At 70.0% G+C, this 19457-nt stretch carries 15 protein-coding genes and 1 other RNA gene; 8 read left to right on the top strand and 8 right to left on the bottom strand.

Annotated elements, in window-relative coordinates; all coding sequences use genetic code 11:
* Positions 1 to 119: 119 nt before the first annotated feature.
* The 3 genes from G5T42_RS13505 to G5T42_RS13495 all read left to right on the top strand — a co-directional run bounded on the left by G5T42_RS13505 (position 120) and on the right by G5T42_RS13495 (position 3086).
* Complete coding sequence (locus tag G5T42_RS13505; RefSeq protein ID WP_165129265.1) at positions 120 to 1088, top strand: squalene cyclase; 969 nt, start codon at positions 120 to 122, stop codon at positions 1086 to 1088.
* Between the two features lie 109 nt (positions 1089 to 1197).
* Positions 1198 to 2535 (top strand): MFS transporter, encoded by a 1338-nt coding sequence (locus G5T42_RS13500; RefSeq protein ID WP_241245830.1) that lies wholly within the window; start codon positions 1198 to 1200, stop codon positions 2533 to 2535.
* An 11-nt stretch (positions 2536 to 2546) separates the two neighbouring features.
* Entirely contained in the window at positions 2547 to 3086 is a 540-nt protein-coding gene (locus G5T42_RS13495; protein ID WP_165129261.1) for a YaeQ family protein, read from the top strand.
* Between the two features lie 24 nt (positions 3087 to 3110).
* On the opposite strand, the gene G5T42_RS13490 is transcribed toward G5T42_RS13495, so the two are convergent.
* Positions 3111 to 6539, bottom strand: a complete 3429-nt coding sequence (locus G5T42_RS13490; protein WP_165129259.1) for a hypothetical protein — start codon at positions 6537 to 6539, stop codon at positions 3111 to 3113.
* A gap of 266 nt (positions 6540 to 6805) precedes the next feature.
* Between G5T42_RS13490 and G5T42_RS13485 the strand changes: the two genes are divergently transcribed.
* Positions 6806 to 8134 (top strand): NAD(P)/FAD-dependent oxidoreductase, encoded by a 1329-nt coding sequence (locus G5T42_RS13485; RefSeq protein ID WP_165129257.1) that lies wholly within the window; start codon positions 6806 to 6808, stop codon positions 8132 to 8134.
* A 39-nt stretch (positions 8135 to 8173) separates the two neighbouring features.
* Here G5T42_RS13485 and ggt read toward each other — a convergent pair whose 3' ends face one another.
* On the bottom strand, positions 8174 to 10006 hold the full coding sequence (gene ggt, locus G5T42_RS13480; RefSeq protein ID WP_165129255.1) for a gamma-glutamyltransferase: 1833 nt from the start codon (positions 10004 to 10006) through the stop codon (positions 8174 to 8176).
* 190 nt (positions 10007 to 10196) lie between these two features.
* Positions 10197 to 10567: a transfer-messenger RNA gene (gene ssrA / locus G5T42_RS13475) on the bottom strand.
* Positions 10568 to 10926: 359 nt separating this feature from the next.
* On the opposite strand from ssrA, the gene G5T42_RS13470 reads away from it, so the two are divergent.
* Positions 10927 to 11358 (top strand): hypothetical protein, encoded by a 432-nt coding sequence (locus tag G5T42_RS13470; RefSeq protein ID WP_165129253.1) that lies wholly within the window; start codon positions 10927 to 10929, stop codon positions 11356 to 11358.
* A gap of 70 nt (positions 11359 to 11428) precedes the next feature.
* The gene (locus G5T42_RS13465) at positions 11429 to 12094 is read left to right on the top strand and encodes an SIMPL domain-containing protein (RefSeq protein WP_165129251.1); all 666 of its coding nucleotides are present in this window, start codon (positions 11429 to 11431) and stop codon (positions 12092 to 12094) included.
* 27 nt (positions 12095 to 12121) lie between these two features.
* On the opposite strand, the gene G5T42_RS13460 is transcribed toward G5T42_RS13465, so the two are convergent.
* The 4 genes from G5T42_RS13460 to ftsE all read right to left on the bottom strand — a co-directional run bounded on the left by G5T42_RS13460 (position 12122) and on the right by ftsE (position 15442).
* Positions 12122 to 12457: a hypothetical protein gene (locus G5T42_RS13460; protein ID WP_165129249.1), complete on the bottom strand. Its 336-nt coding sequence runs from the start codon at positions 12455 to 12457 to the stop codon at positions 12122 to 12124.
* A gap of 388 nt (positions 12458 to 12845) precedes the next feature.
* Positions 12846 to 13322, bottom strand: coding sequence for an SsrA-binding protein SmpB (gene smpB, locus G5T42_RS13455; protein ID WP_165129247.1), 477 nt, complete (start codon positions 13320 to 13322; stop codon positions 12846 to 12848).
* A 60-nt stretch (positions 13323 to 13382) separates the two neighbouring features.
* Positions 13383 to 14297: a permease-like cell division protein FtsX gene (ftsX, locus tag G5T42_RS13450; RefSeq protein ID WP_165129245.1), complete on the bottom strand. Its 915-nt coding sequence runs from the start codon at positions 14295 to 14297 to the stop codon at positions 13383 to 13385.
* Positions 14294 to 15442: a cell division ATP-binding protein FtsE gene (gene ftsE, locus G5T42_RS13445; RefSeq protein WP_165129243.1), complete on the bottom strand. Its 1149-nt coding sequence runs from the start codon at positions 15440 to 15442 to the stop codon at positions 14294 to 14296. The genes ftsX and ftsE overlap by 4 nt, the downstream gene beginning before the upstream one ends.
* 134 nt (positions 15443 to 15576) lie before the next feature.
* Between ftsE and G5T42_RS13440 the strand changes: the two genes are divergently transcribed.
* A complete protein-coding gene (locus G5T42_RS13440; protein WP_165129241.1) occupies positions 15577 to 17001 on the top strand; it encodes a GMC oxidoreductase in 1425 nt (474 codons plus the stop codon).
* A gap of 33 nt (positions 17002 to 17034) precedes the next feature.
* On the opposite strand, the gene prfB is transcribed toward G5T42_RS13440, so the two are convergent.
* Positions 17035 to 18144: a peptide chain release factor 2 gene (gene prfB / locus G5T42_RS13435; protein WP_165129239.1), complete on the bottom strand. Its 1110-nt coding sequence runs from the start codon at positions 18142 to 18144 to the stop codon at positions 17035 to 17037.
* A 25-nt stretch (positions 18145 to 18169) separates the two neighbouring features.
* Between prfB and G5T42_RS13430 the strand changes: the two genes are divergently transcribed.
* Positions 18170 to 19444 carry an MFS transporter gene (locus G5T42_RS13430; RefSeq protein ID WP_165130253.1) on the top strand — a complete coding sequence of 425 codons (1275 nt, stop codon included), beginning with the start codon at positions 18170 to 18172 and terminating at the stop codon, positions 19442 to 19444.
* The last annotated feature ends 13 nt before the right edge of the window (positions 19445 to 19457 follow it).

Below are 19457 nucleotides of genomic sequence, written 5' to 3'. Positions count from 1 at the left end.
CCGGCCCTGCTTCCTGCGACGCTATGACGAATGGATGCCGCGGCCGAAGCGGTTGCGTCGACCGATCGAGTGTGATCCACCCGTCGACCGGTGTCGGGGTGGGTGGGTACCGTGCCTTCATGACGATCGACGCTCCGCTGCTCGACTGGCTCCTGGACTCCGACCCCGCCCTGCGGTGGCAGGTCGAGCGCGATATCGCGGGAGTCCCGCCCGAGGCGTGGCAGGCGACGCGGGCCCGTGTGGCCGAGGAGGGCTTCGGCGCGCAGCTCCTCTCGCACCAGGATCCGGACGGGCAATGGGCGGGCGGGGCCTTCTTCCCCGCCGGCTTCTTCGACAGCCCCGAGAAGGAACTGCCCGGGCAGCCCTGGGTGGCGACCACGTGGTCGCTGAAAGACCTTCGCGAGTGGGGCACCGACGCCGATCGCCTGGCCGGCACGGCCGAGAAGCTCGCCGCGAACAGTCGGTGGGAGTACGACGACATGCCTTACTGGGGCGGCGAGGTCGACGTCTGCATCAACTCCTACACGCTGGCGAGCGGCGCCTGGCTCGGCGCCGACGTCTCACGGCTCGTGACCTGGTTCCCCGAGCACCGCCTGGCCGACGGGGGCTGGAACTGCGAGGCCGAGGAGGGCGACTCGGTGCGATCCTCCTTCCATTCGACGCTCAACGCCGTGCGGGGCATGCTCGCGTACGAGCGCATCACCGGCGACACGTCGCTGCGCGACGCGCGCCACGACGGCGAGGAGTACCTGCTCAGCCGTCGGCTGATGTACCGCGCGTCGACCGGCGAGCTGGTCGGCGAGTTCGTCACGCGGTTCGTGTACCCCAACCGGCACCGATACAGCGCGTTGGCGGCACTCGACCACTTCCGCGACGCTTCGCAGCTCGAAGGCACCGCGCCCGATCCTCGTCTCGCCGATGCGGTCGACGCAGTGCGGGCCGCGCGCCGGTCCGACGGCACCTGGCTCCAGACGACACCGCTCCCCGGGCGGACATGGTTCGACGTCGACGAGCCCGAGGGCCGGCCGTCGAAATGGCTCACGCTTCTCGGCACACGGGTTCTCGACTGGTGGGATGCCGCGCACTGACCCGCTGAGCGGCACACGCCCGCCGGGGGTGGCCCGGAGGCGGACTAACCTGGAAGAGGACGCCGGTCGCGGCATCCACTCCCCCACCCACCGACGGACAGGATCCGGTTTGTCGCGCACGCCCGCCCTCGCAGCGCCCGGCTGGCGCACGTGGACGGTGTGGAGCATCGGGGTGCTCGCCTACGTCGTCGCGATCGTGAACCGCACGTCGCTGTCTTCGGTCGGCGTCGATGCGCAGGTGCGGTTCGACGCGGATGCGTCGGCGCTCTCGATGTTCGCCGTGATCCAGCTCGCGATCTACGGCATCATGCAGATCCCGGTCGGTCTGCTGCTCGACAGGTTCGGCGCGCGGCCGATCATCGCGATCGGCATGGTGCTCATGGCGATCGGCCAGGGCGTCATGGCGTTCGCCGATGTCGTCGGCATCGGCATCCTCGCTCGCGTCCTCATCGGCGCAGGTGACGCCGCGGTGTTCCCGAGCGTGCTGCGGGTGATCGCGACGTGGTTCCCGGAGCAGCGCGCCCCGCTGCTCGTGCAGCTGACGGGGATCATCGGGCAGCTGGGGCAGATCGTCGCCGTCATCCCGCTCGCCGCCCTCCTGCACGCGACGTCATGGAGCGTCGCCTTCGGAAGCCTCGCGGGGCTGGCGATGCTCTTCGCCGTGCTGACGTACGCCGTCATCCGCAACCGACCGCCCGAGCGTGCCGCCGACCCGGTCGACGTGTCGGTCAACACCGACACCGGCGCCGTGCGCGTCGTCAGATCGTCGGCCGACCTGCGTGAGGGCTTCCGCGAGTCGTGGGGTCACCCCGCGACACGGCTCGGGTTCTGGTCGCACTTCACCACGCCGTTCGCCGGCACGGCGTTCATGCTGCTGTGGGGCTTCCCGTTCCTGACGGCCGGCGAGGGGCTCACTCCAGCGGCCGCCTCGCTCGTCATGACGTCGCTCGTGATCTTCGGCATCCTCAGCGGACCCGTGATCGGCACCCTCTCGAGCCGCCATCCCACTCGCCGCTCGCGCTGGCTCGTGCTGCCGACCGTGGCCTTCCAGGCGCTCATGTGGCTCGCCGTGATCCTGTGGCCGGGCCCGGCGCCGGTGTGGCTGCTCGTCATCCTCATGTTCGCGCTCGCGACGGGCGGCCCGGCCTCGATGATCGCGTTCGACCACGCTCGCACCTTCAATCCGAGTCACCGCCTGAGTACCGCGACCGGCATCGTCAACGGTGGCGGGTTCCTCGCGGCGCTCATCGCCATCCTCCTGATCGGCCTCGCGCTCGATCTGCAGGGTGCCGGAACGCCGGAGACCTACTCGCTCGACGCCTTCCGCATGGCGTTCCTCACCCAGTTCCCGCTCTGGATCGTCGGATCGATCGCGATCATCGTCGAGCGTCGCCGCACCGTCCGCCACATCGGCGGCGTCGGCAACTTCCCGCACCGCCGCCGATAGGCTCGTTCGCTATGGCTATCGGCGCGACCATCCACACGTTCACGGTGCAGCTGGCCGACGTCGACCGGGGAGTCTACGAGGAGCTGTCGCTGCGTGTCGCGCGGCATCCTTCCGAGACGGATGCCTTCATGCTGACGCGCATCCTCGCCTACTGCCTGGAATACGACGAGGGCATCGCGTTCAGCGAAGGCGTGTCGGCGACGGACGAGCCGGCCGTGTATGTGCGAGACATGACCGGCAAGCTGGTCGCCTGGATCGAGGTCGGCGCTCCGGATGCCGCCCGCCTGCACACCGGGAGCCTGCAGGCCGAGCGGGTCTCGGTCTACACACACCGCGATCCCGCCAAGGTGTCGGCGCCGTGGTCGGGCAAGAAGATCCACCGCGCCGACCAGATCCACCTTCACAGCTTCGATCCGGGCTTCGTCGATGCGGCCACCGCCGTGTTGGAGCGTCGCAACACGATGACGCTCTCGATCACGGAGCGGCGAGCCTACCTCGACCTCAACGGCACGATGTTCGAGACGGACGTCCACGAGCAGACCGTCGCCTAGCGACGGCTGAAGGCAGGGACGGCGTCAGCCGAGCGGGTCGGTCGGCTCCCTGCTCACGCAGACATCGCGGTTCCCCACCTGTTCGAGGAGGTCGCCGAGTGTCGACCACGTGTCGTCGGCTGTCGAGCAGGCCTGCTGGCTGAGATCCATCGCATCGTCGAGCGACTCCCGGCTCGCGCTCGAGAGCGTCCACCCCAGGGGCGCCGCGATCGTCGGCGAGGTGCTCGACGAGACGATGGCGATCGGCCGGCGGCAGAGGCCGATCGAGCATCCGGCGGGCGGCTCGATCGTCTCCAGCTGGTCGGAGATCCGCTGCAGCCAGGCCTTCTCGGTGTTCTGCTGCGACGACGCCTTGACCCCGGCGAGCGGAACCAGGGCCTCGGCGGTGAGCTTCTCCACGCTCGCATCGACCTCGAAGCCGCGGTCGTTCTTGAGGTACACGACGACGGGAACGATGGGCTCGTCCCCAGCAGCGCAGTTCGCGCCGCCGCCCTTGGGACCCGAGAGGCATTCGTTGTGGGCGGCGACCAGGGTCAGCACCTCGGGGAGCAGGTCGCTGAGAGCGCCGAGCCCGGACCCCTCCGCGTAGCCGCCGTCGACCAGTTGCGCCTCAGGACCTCCGGCGCATCCCCCACCGCCTGGAACCGGCATCCGTCCGCCCGGTGTGACGAACGGGAAACGTGCGGACAGCAAGGCGACCGTCGACCACTGCAGATTCGCCGAGCACCCCGGCCATGCGGTGTCGAAGTCGATCGTGGCGCCGGCGCCCGTCGTGGGCGAGCCGCAATCGTCGAGCGACAGCGGATCCGACCCCTTCTTCGGCTCGGCACCACCCATGGGCAGCTGGATGATGGAGACCCGGCAGCCGGATACGGCGTCGGCGGAGTTCAGCAGCAGGAAGGGCCCGGTGGTGTGCTTCGTCGAGTACGGCGCGTCGAGCACCGCAGCCTGCTCCTCCCAGCCGAGCTCGAGGAGAGCCGCGCGATCCGCCCACTCTCCATCCACCGCGGGCACGCGGACCCCGGCTCCGCCCGCCACGAGGTCGCCCGCCATCATGCCCGTGACGACGCTCGCCAGCGGATCAGGTCCCGTCATGCAGGTGACGGCGGTGAGCGCCGTGCTCTCGGTCTCGCCCTCTGCCGGCTGAGCGGTCGCGCACGCGGACTCGGCATCGGCCGCGCCAGCGCTGAGCTGGTCGACCACGAGGCCGACGCTTCCCCCGCTGATGCCGCTCGCGACGAAGAGGGCCTCATCGAGGCATCCCTTCTCGGGATCGGCACGAAGTCGCGACATCCCGTCGACCGTCCAGTAGGCGGCGCGACCACCCCCTCCCTCGGCCGCCAGGAGCACGAGCGGCCACTCGTCGGATCCGGAGGTGCACCCGGCCATCCGCTTCTTCCAATCGGCGAACTCCTTGCGGAGAGCGGCGGTGAACCGATCGTCGGCGGTCGCCCGCTCAACGGCCTGCGCAGCGGATGCAATCCCGGGCGCCGCGCGGACGGCGTGCAGTGCGGCGGGATTGATGAACCACGACGTGATCAGCAGCAGACCGAGCGTCAGAGTGAGGACCGGGGTGCTGCGGAATCCGAGCTGCACGAAGACCGGAAGCGGTCGGCGCCGCTGCAACGAGAGGATGAGTCCGCCGAGGATGCCTCCCCATGCCGTCATCAGGACGACGGCGACGGCAGCGGGTCCGAGGGACGCGCCGAACGCCTGCGGGATCACGAGTGCCAGGGTCACGACGAGCGCCCAGAAGCCGACGAGGCCGACATCGACGCGACTCACCAGAGGGTCGTCGACGGGCACGCTCACGCGCGGGTCGTAGAACCTCCGGAACGCGGATGCCCCTTCCGGCGCCAGCGGCCGGATGCGAGAGCCGTGGGGTGCGAGCTGGACAACGGCGTTCCATCGCAAGAGGGCCGCAGCCGCGAGCGGCACCGCGAGCGCCGCGACACACGCGAGCACGAACACGGCGACGATGGCGGGGAGCCGGGTGCTCGGCTCTCCCACGGTCGGAAGGAGCGCTTGAGCGATCGGCCCCACGAGCGACCGGATGAGGCCCAGCGGGGCGAGCGCGAGCACGAGGACCGCGATCGCGTCGCCGACGAGCCACGTCGTCCTCACGATGCGGGTCGGCCATCCGACATCGCCGTCGCCCTCACTCGAGGCGCTCCGCACGTCCAGGAGCCAGCGGGTCATGAGCGCCGGCCGCGTGGGGACGACCCACGGCGAGGACCGCTCGGGCCTCCGCATGTAGACCACGATCTGCGACGCCAGGACGAAGAGAAGCGACGATCCGGCCACAAGCCAGAAGTAGCCCTGACTCATGTAGCGGCTCGCGCCAAAGATCAGGGCCAGAATGGCGATGACAGCGAGCACGCCGAGCGCCGCGACGAACCACCAGAAGCGTGCGGTGGTGCTGTCGTGCCTGGCCGCTCGATCTGCCAGATGCGTCGCCGCGTAGACGCCGGCTGCGCCGACGACGACCGCGAGGATCACGGTCCACGCCCCGGCGGTCGGCACCCAGCTCGCTCCCGCGGCGATGAGGGCGACGGCGAGGATCGCGCCCGGCCACGCCACCCACCACCCCAGAAGCGAATGGTCGGGCACCCACATCTCGCCCAGGGAGTGGGCGAACATGCGCTCGGTGCGCCGGCGCCCGAGGTACCAGAACAGCACGGCGGTCACGATCACGGCGATGGTCGCCCAGACGGCCTGCGTCCACGCTCCGTCGTCGAACCATTGCCGCTGGATGTCGGGCAGCTGGTCATTGACGCCCGCGACGGGCGCGAGGGCCAGGAATCCGAAGCCGATGAGGAAGAGGAACGAGAGCCGGTGCGTCCCGAGGGCGATGCCTGCCCGGATCGAACGCCGGAAGAGTCGTCCGCGGGACGCGTGGGATCCGAGGGCCCAGGCGACGGCGAGGATGAGCATGGCCCACTTCACACACGACGCGATCATGACCGCCGTCGCCCACGCCTCGGCGTGGGGAAGAGACGAGGCCGCCGTGACGAGCAGCGCGTCCTCGTACAGATCCGCGAGCACCGCGATCGCCACGAGCCCCTGCGCAACTCGGGACCCCGCGAAGAGGATCACGAACAGGCCGCCGTAGCCGATCATGAAGGCGAGGTCGGCGCCGAAGTACAGCTTCAGGAGGGGCGCGAGACCGGCCGCGAAGTCGCTCGACGCCCACACCTGCCACGCGTCCGTGTGCGCCCAGGGGGTGATGCCGGTGACGGCGCCGACCGAGGCCGTCTCGCCTCCATGAGGCTCCTGCCCGACGATCGATCCGACGAGCCGGTCGACCTCGCGCAGGGCGAGCAGACCGGCTGTCGCGAGCACGAGCAGCGTCGGGATGAGGGCGCGCTCCCACCAGCGTGCAGCGACCGGATCGGCCGGCCCCGTGAAGGGCGGATGCGCATTGACGACGACAGGCGGTAGTGGACCGACCATCGGTGCCCCCCGTTTCGAGCGCAGCGGCGGAACTGTGCTCGAGGAGGTCGCCCCCAGGCATCCTTCTCAGCCGCTTAGGAAATGGGTACCACTCGCGGGGCCGCCGGGGAAGGGCCTCCATCGCGCAGTGCGCCACGAGCCGCCCAGCGGACTCCGCCCGCGTGCACGACGGATGCCTCCGCCGGGCCGGTGCCGTGCCTTCGCCCGCCCTGCCGACCGATAGCGTCGGAGGAGCGGGCGAGAAGCGCCCGACGAGGAGCGTCGCGATGGAGCAGTTCGACACGATCGTGGTCGGGGCGGGTGTGGCCGGCCTGACCGCTGCGCGCCTCCTGGCGCAGCAGGGCCACCGAGTCGTCGTGCTCGAGGCGCGTGACCGTGTCGGCGGGCGGGTGTGGACGGTCCGCCACGAAGGCCACGTGACCGACCTCGGAGCCTCCTGGATCCACGGCATCACCGACAGCCCGGTCGCGGCCGCCGCCGAGGCGTTCGGGATGCCCACCTACGAGTTCACGGTCGGCGGCTATCAGCCCGACAGCCGGCCCATCGCGTACTACGGCCCCGAGGGGAATCGATTGACGGATGCCGCGACCCGTGCGTTCATCGACGACATCCACACCGTCGACGCAGCGCTGCAGGCCGCGGTCGCCGAGTCGGCGGCGGATGCCTCGTACCGCGACGTCACCGAGACGGCCCTGTCGGCGCAGGACTGGGACGCCGAGCGCACGCAGCGGGTGCGTGAATACCTCGAGCATCGCTCCGAGGAGCAGTACGGCGCGTGGATCGAAGACCTCGCCGCGCACGGACTCGACGACGACTCGATCGAAGGGGATGAGGTCGTCTTCCCCGACGGCTACGACCGCCTGACCGCGAGGCTCGCGGAGGGGCTCGCGGTGCGTCTCAAGCACGAGGTGGAGCGCGTCGCATGGTCGCCCGACGGGGTGTCCGTCACCACCGAGTACGGCGTGTTCTCGGCGGCTGCAGCCATACTGACGGTGCCGGTCGGAGTTCTGCAGGCGCCGGAGTTCGTCATCGAGCCCCCGCTTCCGGAGCCCGTCGCCGGCGCTCTCGGCCGACTGCGCATGAATGCGTTCGAGAAGGTCGTCCTGCGGTTCGCCACCAAGTTCTGGGACGACGGCGTGTATGCGATCCGGCAACAGGGACCGGAGGGCCGATGGTGGCACTCCTGGTACGACCTCACCGCCCTCCACGGCACGCCGACCCTCCTGACATTTGCGGCCGGGCCGGCCGCGGTCGAGACCCGCGACTGGGACGAGGAGCGCATCGCGGAGTCGGTCCTGGTGCAGCTCCGCCGGCTGTACGGCGACCGTGTCGAGGCTCCGACGCACATCCTCGTGTCGGATTGGCAGGACGACCCCTACTCGCACGGCTCCTACGCCTACATGACCGTCGGCTCGACGACCTCGGACCACGACGACCTCGCCACGCCGGTCGGCGGCGTCCTGCATCTCGCGGGTGAGGCGACGTGGACCGACGACCCCGCCACCGTACCCGCGGCGATGCTGTCGGGTCACCGTGCGGCGACGAACATCCTCGGTCGCGACATCCCGATCGAAGACCTCTGGGCTCGCGGCTGACCCGACCCGTCCCCTGCTTCGAAGCTGCGCGACTCCCCGCTACTTCGCGGGCTGCACGACCAGGGCCGTTCCTCCTCCGCGTCGCACCGGTTCCGCCACCGCGGTCAGCAGGCCGTTCTTGCCGACCTCGATCGCCGCGACCGCGCCGATCTCGGCGGAGGTCGTGAACGTATGACCGAACGGGGTCAGCAGCGCCTCATAGGCCGCTCGGAAGGCCGGCTCCGCCGCGACGGATGCCGTGTTCCGCTGCGACGCCCGGGGCGCGGCGACGGCCTCCGCCAGCGTCATCCCGAGATCGAGGCGGTTGATGAGCACCTGGGTGACCGTCGTGATGATCATCGAGCCGCCGGGCGACCCGACGACGTATCGCACGTCGCCGTCGTCCAGCACGATCGTGGGCGACATCGACGACCGCGGACGCTTGCCCGGTGCGGGAAGATTCGGATCGGTCGGGGTCGCCGGTGCGAAGTTGAAGTCCGTCAGCTCGTTGTTGAGCAGGAAGCCGCGCCCGGGCACCGTCATGCCCGATCCGCCGGTCTGCTCGATCGTGAGCGTGTAGGCGACGGCGTTCCCCCACTTGTCGACCACCGAGAGATGGGTCGTCGAGATGTTCTCCGAGTCGGGCGCCTCGGCCGCGGCAGCGGCAGCGCAGCCCGCGGCGGTGAGGGGTGCCGGTGCCACAGGCTTCACCGAAGCGTGATCCGGATCGATGACGCACGCGCGGGCATCGGCGAACTCCTGGCTGAGGAGCGTCTCTGTCGGCACGTCGACGAACGCCGGGTCGCCGACGTAGGCCCCGCGGTCCGCGAACGCATGCGCCGTCGCCTCGAAGTACAGGTGCAGGCTCTCCGGCATGTCGGCGGCGGAGAGGTCGAAGTTCTCGAGGATGTTGAGCGATTCGCCCACGGTGGTCCCGCCCGAGGAGGACGGCGCCATGCCGTACACGTCGAGGCCGTGGTAGTCGATGTGGGTCGGCGCCTGCTCGACGACGGAGTACCCCGCGATGTCCGCGGCCGTCATCGTCCCGGGGTACGCGGGGAGGACCGCGTCGGGCGTCGTCTCGGGATGCTGCACGACGTCCGCAATCTCGTTCGCGATGGCGCCGTGGTAGAACGCGTCGGTGCCCCGCAGCGCGATCTCGCGGAGCGTCCTGGCCAGGTCCGGGTTCTTGAACGTCGAGCCGACCGTCGGCGGCGCTCCGTTCGGCAGGAAGAGCTCCGCCGTCGCCGGGAACTGTGCGAACCGGGCCTGATTCGCCGCGGTCTGGTCCGCGAAGGTCTGATCGACGCGGAATCCCCGCGTCGCGACGAGGATGGCGGGCTTCAGCATCTCCTTGAGGGACTGCGTGCCGAACCGCTCGAGCGCGGTCTCCCAGGTGGCGAGCGTGCCCGGCACGCCGACGGAGAGCCCCGACGACACGGCGTCGTTGAAGGCGTAGGGCTTGCCCGTGGCCGGATCGATGAACGAGGTGGACGTCATTCCCGCGGGAGCCGTCTCGCGCCCGTCGATCGTCGACACCTGTCCCGTGGCCGCATCGAAGTAGACGAAGTATCCGCCGCCGCCGATACCGGCGCTGTAGGGCTCGGTGACGCCCAGCGCGGCGGCGGTGGCCACTGCAGCGTCGGCTGCGTTGCCGCCCTTGCGGAGCACTTCGAGGCCCGCGGCGCTCGCTTCCGCGTCGACGGATGCCACGGCACCGCCGTAGCCGGTCGAGGTCGACGGATTGGGCGGCGCGGGTCGACCGGCCGGCGCGATCGCGGTCGGCTGCGCCCCGGATGCCGGCGCCGCGAGCGCAAGGCCGCCGAGTGCGAGGACTGCGCCGAGCCCGAGGCTCAGAGCGGCGCGGACGGGACGACGTGTGACTTCGGACATGGCAAACCCCCGGACCTGGGTGGCGAGGGTCGACGCCCCTCACGGTAGCGGGAGTGCCCCCGACCGGCAACGGGGCCGGCCGGCGGGTACGTCCGGTGGGTCGGCCGGCGGGCGCCTCGGGTGCGCACGAAAGAGGGCTCGACCTCCGCACGGATGTGCGGCGGTCGAGCCCTCTTCGGTGACAACGGCTTGGTGGAGATGGGGGGAATCGAACCCCCGTCCATCGCTGAGTAACGGCGGATTCTCCGGGCGCAGTCTGTGCGAGCGTTCTGCTCGGCCCCGACCTTTGTCACAGACACCTAAGTCGACAGGCCCAGCCTGAAAAAAGTCCCGCGTGACGCTCAGGCGTCGTCACGCAGCAAGATCCCTAAATGACGCCAAGGACCGTGACGGGATCAGTCACGGATTGACGGAGTCGGGCTCGCTGCTTAGGCAGCGAGGGCGAACTCGGACTGCTTGTGTTCGGCAGTTATTGGTTTGCAGGGGGCGTTCACGAGATAACCCTGCATCCTCGGCCCGCTTCTCGCAGATTCGCAGGCGATGTCGAAACCGATCATCCCCTTGTCCTCGAATCGAGGGGTGTGCTTCTTTCGAAGCGGCCGTTGTCACGCTGTGGAGTTTTCACTGACGGATGCCGAGGCATCCGGAGCACACCAGGATACAACGGAACCGCGACATCCCGCATTCCCCGGCCGGCTGGGCTCGCCGTTACCCTGGGCGGATGGGCAGACGGGGCTGGGCCATCCTCATCGGCGTCGTCGCGATCGCCCTCGTCGGCGGATTCGTGCTCTGGGCGTTCGCGAACAGCTCCCCGCAGTCGGAGACGGCCCCTTCGGGGCATCCGACCGCTTCGGCAGCTCCCTCCTCCCCCTCCGACGGCCGCCTCCGCCTCGCTCACACCGCTCGAGCCGGTCTCCGCAGTGACGTGCGAGACGATCTCCACGGCCGAGTTCCAAGCGATGATGGCCGGCAACGGCTGGGTGTCGTGGGAGACGCAGGACCAGCAGATCGGCGCAAGGCCGTTCGACCGGTTCCCGGATGGATCTCCCGCCGGCTCGATCGTCTGCCGCTGGGGAGCGGCACCCGAGGCCGCGACGGACAACGTGATCGACCTCGCGTGGGCTCACCTTTCGTCGGCCGCCGCGGCAAGCGCGCAGGAAGCCCTCGCTGCCGAGGGCTTCGAGCGCATCGAGGCGCCGGAGGGCGTCTACCTGGCGATCAAGCCGGGCGCAGGCGACCGGGTGGACGGCGAAGGGTTCGGCGAGACCTACCTCTTCACTGCTGACGACGTCCGCTGGGCGCGCACCAAGGAGGACGTCGGCTACGTCAAAGCGCCGGACGAAGAGGGGTAGCCGCGAGCGGCTGCCGAGGCTCAGCGAATGCGAAGGCTCCGGCCGGGGTGGCTCGCGTAGAGTCGCGAGCATGAGCGACGTCGTCATCACCGTCCGTGGCGAGCACGAGGCTCGCGTATCGCCCCAGGAAGGGGTAGTACGGCTCTCCGTCCGCGCCGAGGGACCCGAGCGCGGCGGTGTCGTCGAGCGCATCTCCGCCCTCGCAGAGCCGCTGCGAACGGATCTCGCCAGCCGGCAGAAGCAGGGCGGCGTCCGCGAGTGGTCCAGCCAGCGCGTCGCCGTCTGGGCGAATCGTCCGTGGAACAGCGAGGGCAAGCAGCTCGCCCTCGTTCACTACGCATCGGTCGAGTTCACCGCGGCGTTCACCGATTTCGCCGCGCTGTCGTGGTGGGTCACCGACATCGCCGAGCGCGACGGCATCCAGGTCGACGGGATCGACTGGCAGCTCACGCGCGTGACGGCCAAGCAGGCGGAGGCGGATGTCGCGGCCGAGGCCGTGCGCGTCGCCCTCGACCGCGCGACGGCCTACGCTCAGGCGATCGGCCTGTCGTCGGTGACGCCCGTAGAGATCGCCGACGTCGGGCTGCTGAACCACAACGATCCGGCGCCGGGCCCGATGGCCCGGATGATGAAGGCCTCGTTCGCGGCCGACGCCGGCGGCGCGCCGACGGTCGAACTGCAGCCCGAGGACATCATCGTGACCGCCGCTGTCGAGGGGCGCTTCACCGCTCGCTGAGTCGTCCGGCCCCTTGCGATCCCCGACTCAGCTCCTGATTCCGCCGAGCAGCGCGCGCGCGACGAAGCGGCCACCTCCGCGCTCGTGTCGGCGTTCCTCTCCGGCCGCGCCCATCGCGCTGCTCAGGAAGCGGACGAGATCCGCACCCTCGCCGCAGCCGCCGCGCTCGGGGCCATGGCCGACGGCCAGATCGACGGCGTGATCCTCGACGACCGCACGCTGGAGCAGCTCCGCGTCGACATCTTCACCGATCTTCTGCTCACCGGGAGCCCGCAGTCGTGCTCCGCTGGTGATGGCATGGATGCGATCACCGCCCGCGTCCAGATCACGGTGCCCGTCCTCACCGCGATCGGGTCGGGTCACGAATCAGCTCTGCTCGCCGGCTACGGGCCCATCGACCCCGTTACCGCCCGTCGCCTCGCGGCAATCTGGCGCACCTGTGCAAACGGCACCACATCCTCAAGCACGAGACGTCCTGGACGGTCCGCCAGCTGGCGGGCGGCAAGCTCGAATGGACGAGCCCGACGGGGCGCGTCTACCTCGACCTCTCCGAGCCGGTCCTGCGATTCATCCCAACGCCCGACCCGGCGCGGATAGGCTTCCGCGATCCGGCGACGTGGATCCGATCGGATGAGGAAGATCCGCCCGGCTTCTGAGACGCGCGGATCACCGTGGGATGCTCCAGACCGGCGGTGGCTCGGCGAAGCGCCGCGCCGCATGGTCGTGCCGCGGCATCCGTCGCCTGTCAGGTCTATTCGCCGAGGCGGTTGCGCGAGCGCATCGCGCGCTCGGCCTCACGCTTGTCTTCGCGCTCGCGGATCGTCTGGCGCTTCTCGAACTCGCGCTTGCCCTTGGCGACCGCGATCTCGACCTTGGCGCGGCCATCCGAGAAGTAGAGCTTCAGCGGGACGAGGGTATAGCCGCCGGCCGAGATCGCGTGAGACAGCTTGACGATCTCCTCCTTGTGGAGCAGCAGCTTGCGAGTGCGCTTGGCCGAGTGATTCGTCCAGTGCCCCTGCGAGTACTCGGGGATGTTCACGGCGTCGAGGAACGCCTCTCCCCCATCGATGTACGCGTACCCGTCCGACAGGTTGGCCCGCCCCTCGCGAAGGGACTTCACCTCGGTGCCCGTGAGCACGAGACCCGCCTCGTACGTCTTCTCGATGGCGTACTCGTGGCGCGCGCGACGGTTGGTCGCGACGACCTTCTCACCGCGTTCCCTGGGCATGGCGTAATCCTGTGCTTCCTGAGGTTGTCGAAGGATGGCTGGACGGCCCGCCAGTCTATCTCAGGCCCGCAGCCACCGGCGGATCGCGAACCCCGCCGACACGGCGGCGAGTGCGATCCCGATCAGGATGAGGATCGGGATGACGGTCCAGGCATCGCCGATCCCCACCCACGTCGTGACGAAGTCGACGCGGTTGCGGAGGTACTGGTTGACGCCGAAATGCACGCCGAGCAGAACAGCGCCGCTCGCGAGGATGGACCCGATGAGTGCCGCGAACACGCCCTCGAGGATGAAGGGGGTCTGGATGAAGCCATTGGATGCCCCGACCAGGCGCATGATGCCGAGCTCACGCCTTCTCGCATACGCCGACAATCGGATGGTCGTCGCGATGAGCAGCACTGCGGCGACGAGCATGAGCGCCGCGATGCCGACCGCGATGTAGGTTGCGACTGTCAGAGCCGAGAACAGCGGTTCGAGGTACTGCAGCTGGTCCTTGACCTCTTCGACGCCGTTCATGCCGCGGAAGGCCTCGATGATCACGGCGGACTGCCGTTGGTCGACGAGGTTCACGCGGAACGTCTGATTGACCTGATCGGGCGTCACGACGCTCGCCGCCTCCTCGCCGACGAGGTCGAGAAGCTCCTGGTACGCCTGGTCGTGGTCGACGAAGTCGTACGTACGGATGAGCGGGGCGAGAGCCGCTCCATCGAGGCGGGCGCGCACCTCGTTGAGCTGGTCCTCGGTCGCCGCGCCCTCCGTGCAGGTGGCGGTCTGCGAGACAGAGGTGCACATGTAGATCGCGACCTGGGCGCGGTCGACCCAGAAGTCGCGCATCGTGCCGATCTGCATCTGCATGAGGATCGCCGCACCGACGAACGTCAGCGAGACGAACGTCACGAGCACGACCGAGATGACCATCGAGACATTGCGTCGAAGGCCGTTGAGCGCTTCGCCGAGGACGAGCCGGAGCCTCACGAGGTCGGCCCCACTTCGTCGTCGGGATCCACTTCGCCGAGTCCGAGGCGATCGGCGAGCCCCAGTTCGGCGACATCGAGCTCGAGCTCCTCGACGGTCGGAATGGGCGCCGTGCGCGGGCGCGCCGGCTCGTCGGCGGCAGTCGTCGCATCCTCCGACCTGAGCGCCGCGGTGTCGTCGATCACCAGCGGGTCCGGCATGACGATCGGAGGCGCCTCGTCGACCTTCGCCTCGGCGAGTGCCTCAGCGGCCTCCTCGATCGCCAGCTCGTTCGCGATCACCGTGTCGTCCTCGACGGCGAGCTCGGCCGACGCGGCCGCCGCCGCGACCGCGGCATCCACCGCCTCGGACTCGACCGTGCCCGTCTCGACGATCTCGCGGTGCAACTCGAGGACTGCGGTGAGCGCAGCCACCGCGGCCGCACCCTTCTCGGGCTCCGGAGCGAGGCTCGGGATGCCGGACGTGTCGCCGTAGCCGCCGTGCCGCTCATCGCGGATCATCTCGCCGTTGGCGAGCTCGATGACGCGGCGCTGCATCTGGTCGACGAAGCCCGCCTCGTGGGTCGCCATGACCACCGTCGTCCCGCCGGCATTGATGCGGGCGAGAAGCTGCATGATGTCGACGGATGTCGCGGGATCGAGGTTTCCGGTCGGCTCATCGGCGAGGAGCACCTGCGGACGGTTGACGAGCGCGCGGGCGATCGCCACGCGCTGCTGCTCGCCGCCCGAGAGCTCGTGCGGGAACCGCTTCTCCTTGCCCTTCAGGCCGACGAGCGCGAGCACCTCGGGAACGGCCTGCTGCACGAACGCGTGCGACGAGCCGATCACCTGCAGCGTGAAAGCGACGTTCTGGAAGACCGTCTTCGTCGGCAGGAGCCGGAAATCCTGGAAGACAGCGCCGATGTGGCGGCGCAGGTAGGGCACCTTCCGGTTGGGCAGCGTCTTGAGATCGCGCCCCAGCACGACGACCCTGCCGTCCGACGGCGTCTCCTCGCGGAGGATCAGCCGCAGGCACGACGACTTCCCCGAGCCCGAGGGACCGACGAGGAACAGGAACTCACCCCGGGTCACCTCGAAATCGATGTCGTGGAGGGCGGGTTTCGCGGTGCCGCGAAAGCGCTTCGTGACGTTCTCGAACCGGATCATGGCTCATCGAGCCTAAGCGCGCCGGACGAGGACCGTCCCAGCGACACCCATGGCCGCGGCATCCGTCTCCGCCCGCGCTCGCTGTGTCAGGCTGATCCCATGCAGGGGCGCAGGCGGCCGCGAGGCGGGCTCTCGTGAAGCCCCGCGCGATCGTCGTCGGGGCCGGCAGCGCGGGATCGGTGCTCGCCGCCGGTATCGCCGACCGGTTCGATGTGACGGTCCTCGAAGCCGGGCGACGGATGCCGCGCCCCCACCGCGAACAGACTGCAGACCCCGACGAGCTCGCGGTCTCCCCCGCCGTGCGGTGGGCGCTCCCCGCTCACCTCACGAGCGGCCGGCAGTGGACGGCGTCGCCCGGCCGGGTCGTCGGCGGGTCGTCCGTACCGAACGGCGGATACTTCGCCGCACCCGTCGATGAGGACCTGAAGAGATGGCACTCCGCCGGCGGCGAGGCGTGGGAGCCGGCGCGCGTCCGCGCAGCCATCGACCGCGTTGCTCGTGAACTCGGCGCCCATCCTGCACCGCAGACGCATCCCATCGCTCGGGCCTTCGCGGAGGCTTCGGCCGCAGCGGGTCGGAGCGCCGGGCTCCTCCGTCTCGACACTGTCGTGCACGACGGGTTCCCCCGCAACGTCGCCGACGTCTACCTCGACCGCGCATCCGTCGACCTGCGGACAGGCAGCCGCGCGCTGACCGTCGTCATCGAGGGAGAAAGGGTGGCCGGGGTCGATGTCGCGCACGACGACGGCTCACGGGAGGTGCTGCCCGCCGAGCAGGTCATCCTGTGCGCCGGCGGATTCGGCACGGCGCGACTGCTCCTCGCGTCGGGGATCGGGCCGGCGGCCCGTCTGGAGCGCTGCGGCATCCCCCCAAGAGTCGACCTGCCCGGAGTGGGAGCCGCCTTCAGCGATCACCCGACGGTGTGGGTGGAGTGGCGTCCGACGCCCGCGCTCGGCGGGCGGAGCGCTCGGCCGGAGTGGGAGGACGGCGCCTTCCCGGTCGCGCTCTCCGTTGGGGCCGACGGCGGACCGGGCGACGACCTCGAGATCCTGGCGTGCATCCGGCCGCCGGCCATGCCCGCCGATGACGCATCGCCGTACGGGGTCATCGTCGGGCTGCAGCGCCCGCTCTCCCGCGGAACCGTGGATGCGTCATCCGCCCACCCTTTCGCCCCGCTGCGCATCGACTACCGCTACCTCGACGACCCGCGCGATCGGGCCGCCCTGCGAACCGGCGTCCGGACGGCGGCCGCCCTCCTGACCTCGACCCAGTTCGCCCCTCTCGTCGAGAGCCTCGTCGCCCTCGACGACGGCACTCTCACGCACGACGACCTGCTCGACGACTGGATCAGGCGTCGGCTGGGCAGCGCGTCGCACACGTGCGGCACGGCCCCGATGGGGCAGACGGACGACCCGCTCGCCGTCGTCGACGGCGCCGGTCGCGTGCCGGGACTCGCCGGCCTTCGCATCGCCGACACCTCGGTGCTTCCAGCGGTGCCGTCGCGGGCACCCGGCACGATCGCGTGCGCGATCGGCGCGATCATCGCCCAGCAGCTCTGAATCGGTTCTGAACCGGGCTAGGACGCCTCGGGCTCAGTCGTCGTCTTTGCGCTTGCGCCAGCGGATGCCGGCAGCGATGAAGCCGTCGAGGTCGCCGTCGAAGACCGGCGCGGGGTTGCCGACTTCGTACCCGGTGCGGAGGTCCTTCACGAGCTGCTGCCCGTATAGGAAGTACGAGCGCATCTGGTCGCCCCAGCTCGCGGTGATCGTGCCCGCGAGCTCCTTCTTCTTCGCCGCCTCTTCCTCGCGCTTGAGGAGGAGCAGGCGCGTCTGGAGGACGCGCATGGCGGCCGCACGGTTCTGGATCTGCGACTTCTCGTTCTGCATCGAGACGACGATGCCGGTCGGCAGGTGGGTCAGCCGCACGGCGGAGTCGGTCGTGTTGACGGACTGACCACCCGGGCCCGACGAGCGGAAGACGTCGACGCGCAGATCACCCTCGGGGATGTCGACCTCGACGGCCTCCTCCATGACGGGGATGACCTCGACCGCGGCGAACGACGTCTGGCGCTTGTCGGCGGAGCCGAAGGGGCTGATGCGAGCGAGGCGGTGGGTTCCGGCCTCGACCGACAGCGTGCCGTAGGCGTACGGGGCATCGACCTCGAACGTGGCCGACTTGATGCCGGCGCCCTCGGCGAAGGAGGTGTCCATCACCTTCACCGGATACTTGTGACGCTCGGCCCAGCGCAGATACATGCGCATGAGCATCTCGGCGAAGTCGGTGGCGTCGTCGCCGCCCGCGCCCGAGCGGATGGTCACGACCGCCGAGCGGTCGTCGTACTCGCCATCCAGGAGGGTCTGCACCTCGAGCTGGCCGACGATGTCTTCGAGCTCGGCGAGCTCGCGGCGCGCCTCCTCGGCGGAGTCCTCGTCGTCCATCTCGTTCGCGAGCTCGACGAGGACGTCGAGGTCGTCGAGACGCTGCTCGATGTCGGTGATGCGCTTGAGGTCGGCTTGACGGTGGCTGAGCGCGCTCGTCACCTTCTGCGCCTTCTCGACGTCGTCCCAGAGATCGGGCGCGCCGGCCTCTTCGCTGAGCCGAGCGATGTCGGAGTTGAGCGCGTCGACGTCCACGACGGCCTTGATATCGGCGAACGTGGAACGGAGCGCTTCGATGTCGGCGGAGAGATCGAGTTCGAGCATGACACTCCAGACTAACGTGGAAGCGATGACCGACAGCGCCGAGCCGACCCGCGCGCGAGAGGTGCTCTGGCGATTCGGGCCCATGATCTACGGCCCGACCGTCCTGTTCGCGCTCGGCGAGGGCGCCGTCATCCCCCTCATCCCGGTCATCGCCGCCCGATTGGGCGCGGATGTCGCGGCCGCCGCGCTCGTCGCCTCGGCGCTCGTCGTCGGTCAGTTGTGCGGCAACATCCCCGCCGGCTGGGCCGTGGCCCGCATCGGGGAACGCCTCACGATGGCGATCGCCGGCGGCATCGCGCTGATTGGCGTGATCGCCCTCGCCTTCGCGCCCGTGCTCGGCGTGTTCGCGGCATCCGTCTTCCTCATCGGATTCTGTGCGGCGGCCTTCGGCCTGGCCCGCCACTCCTTCATGACGACGCGCGTTCCGCTCTTCTTCCGGGCGCGCGCCCTGTCGCTGCTGGGCGGGACGTTCCGACTCGGCATGTTCATCGGCCCGTTCGTCGCCGCGGCCCTGCTCGCGATCTTCGGCGACGAGCACGCCACGATCTGGTTCTTCGGCGGATGCCTCGTGGCCTGCGTCCTGCTCGTGCTTCTCGGGCCCGACCCCGAGAAGCAGGTCGCCGCCCTCGACGAGCCGCTCGTGCGCGAGGACACCGGCGAGGCGGTGTCGGGTTCGATCCCGACAGCCGAGCGCGCCGGCGTCTTCCGCACGATGTGGCGGTACCGACGCGTCCTCGGACGGCTCGGTGTGGCGGCGGCGACGCTCGCCGCCGTGCGCTCCGCGCGGCAGGTCGTCCTGCCGCTGTGGGGCGTCTCGATCGGACTCGATGCACAGACGATCGCGCTCGTCGTGGGCGTCTCCGGCGCGATCGACTTCGCGCTGTTCTACGCGAGCGGCCAGGTGATGGACCGCTTCGGGCGACTGTGGGCGGCACTGCCCGCGATGATCCTGATGGGGTCGGGCTTCGTCGCGCTGGCGTTCACGCATGATCTCGACTCGTCGGCGATCTGGTTCGCCATGTTCGCCGCCGTCCTCGGCGTCGGGAACGGGCTCTCGAGCGGCATCCTCCTCACCCTGGGCGCCGACATCGCGCCCAAGGCCGATCCGGCGCCGTTCCTCGGTTCGTGGCGGACGCTCACGGACGCGGGCGGAGCCGTCGCACCCCTCCTCGTCTCGGCCATCGCGGCCGTCTCGACGCTCGCCCTCGCGACGGGTCTGATCGGCCTCGTCGGGTTCATCGGAGCCGGCCTCTTCGCGGTCTACGTGCCGAGGTTCGTCCCGCACACGCGCCGCTCGTAGGTCACGCGTGACG

The organism is Microbacterium sp. 4R-513, assembly GCF_011046485.1.
In the GTDB taxonomy this organism is placed as follows: domain Bacteria; phylum Actinomycetota; class Actinomycetes; order Actinomycetales; family Microbacteriaceae; genus Microbacterium.
The sequence above is the reverse complement of the archived record's forward strand: the minus strand, read 5'-3'. Positions and strand labels throughout refer to the sequence as shown.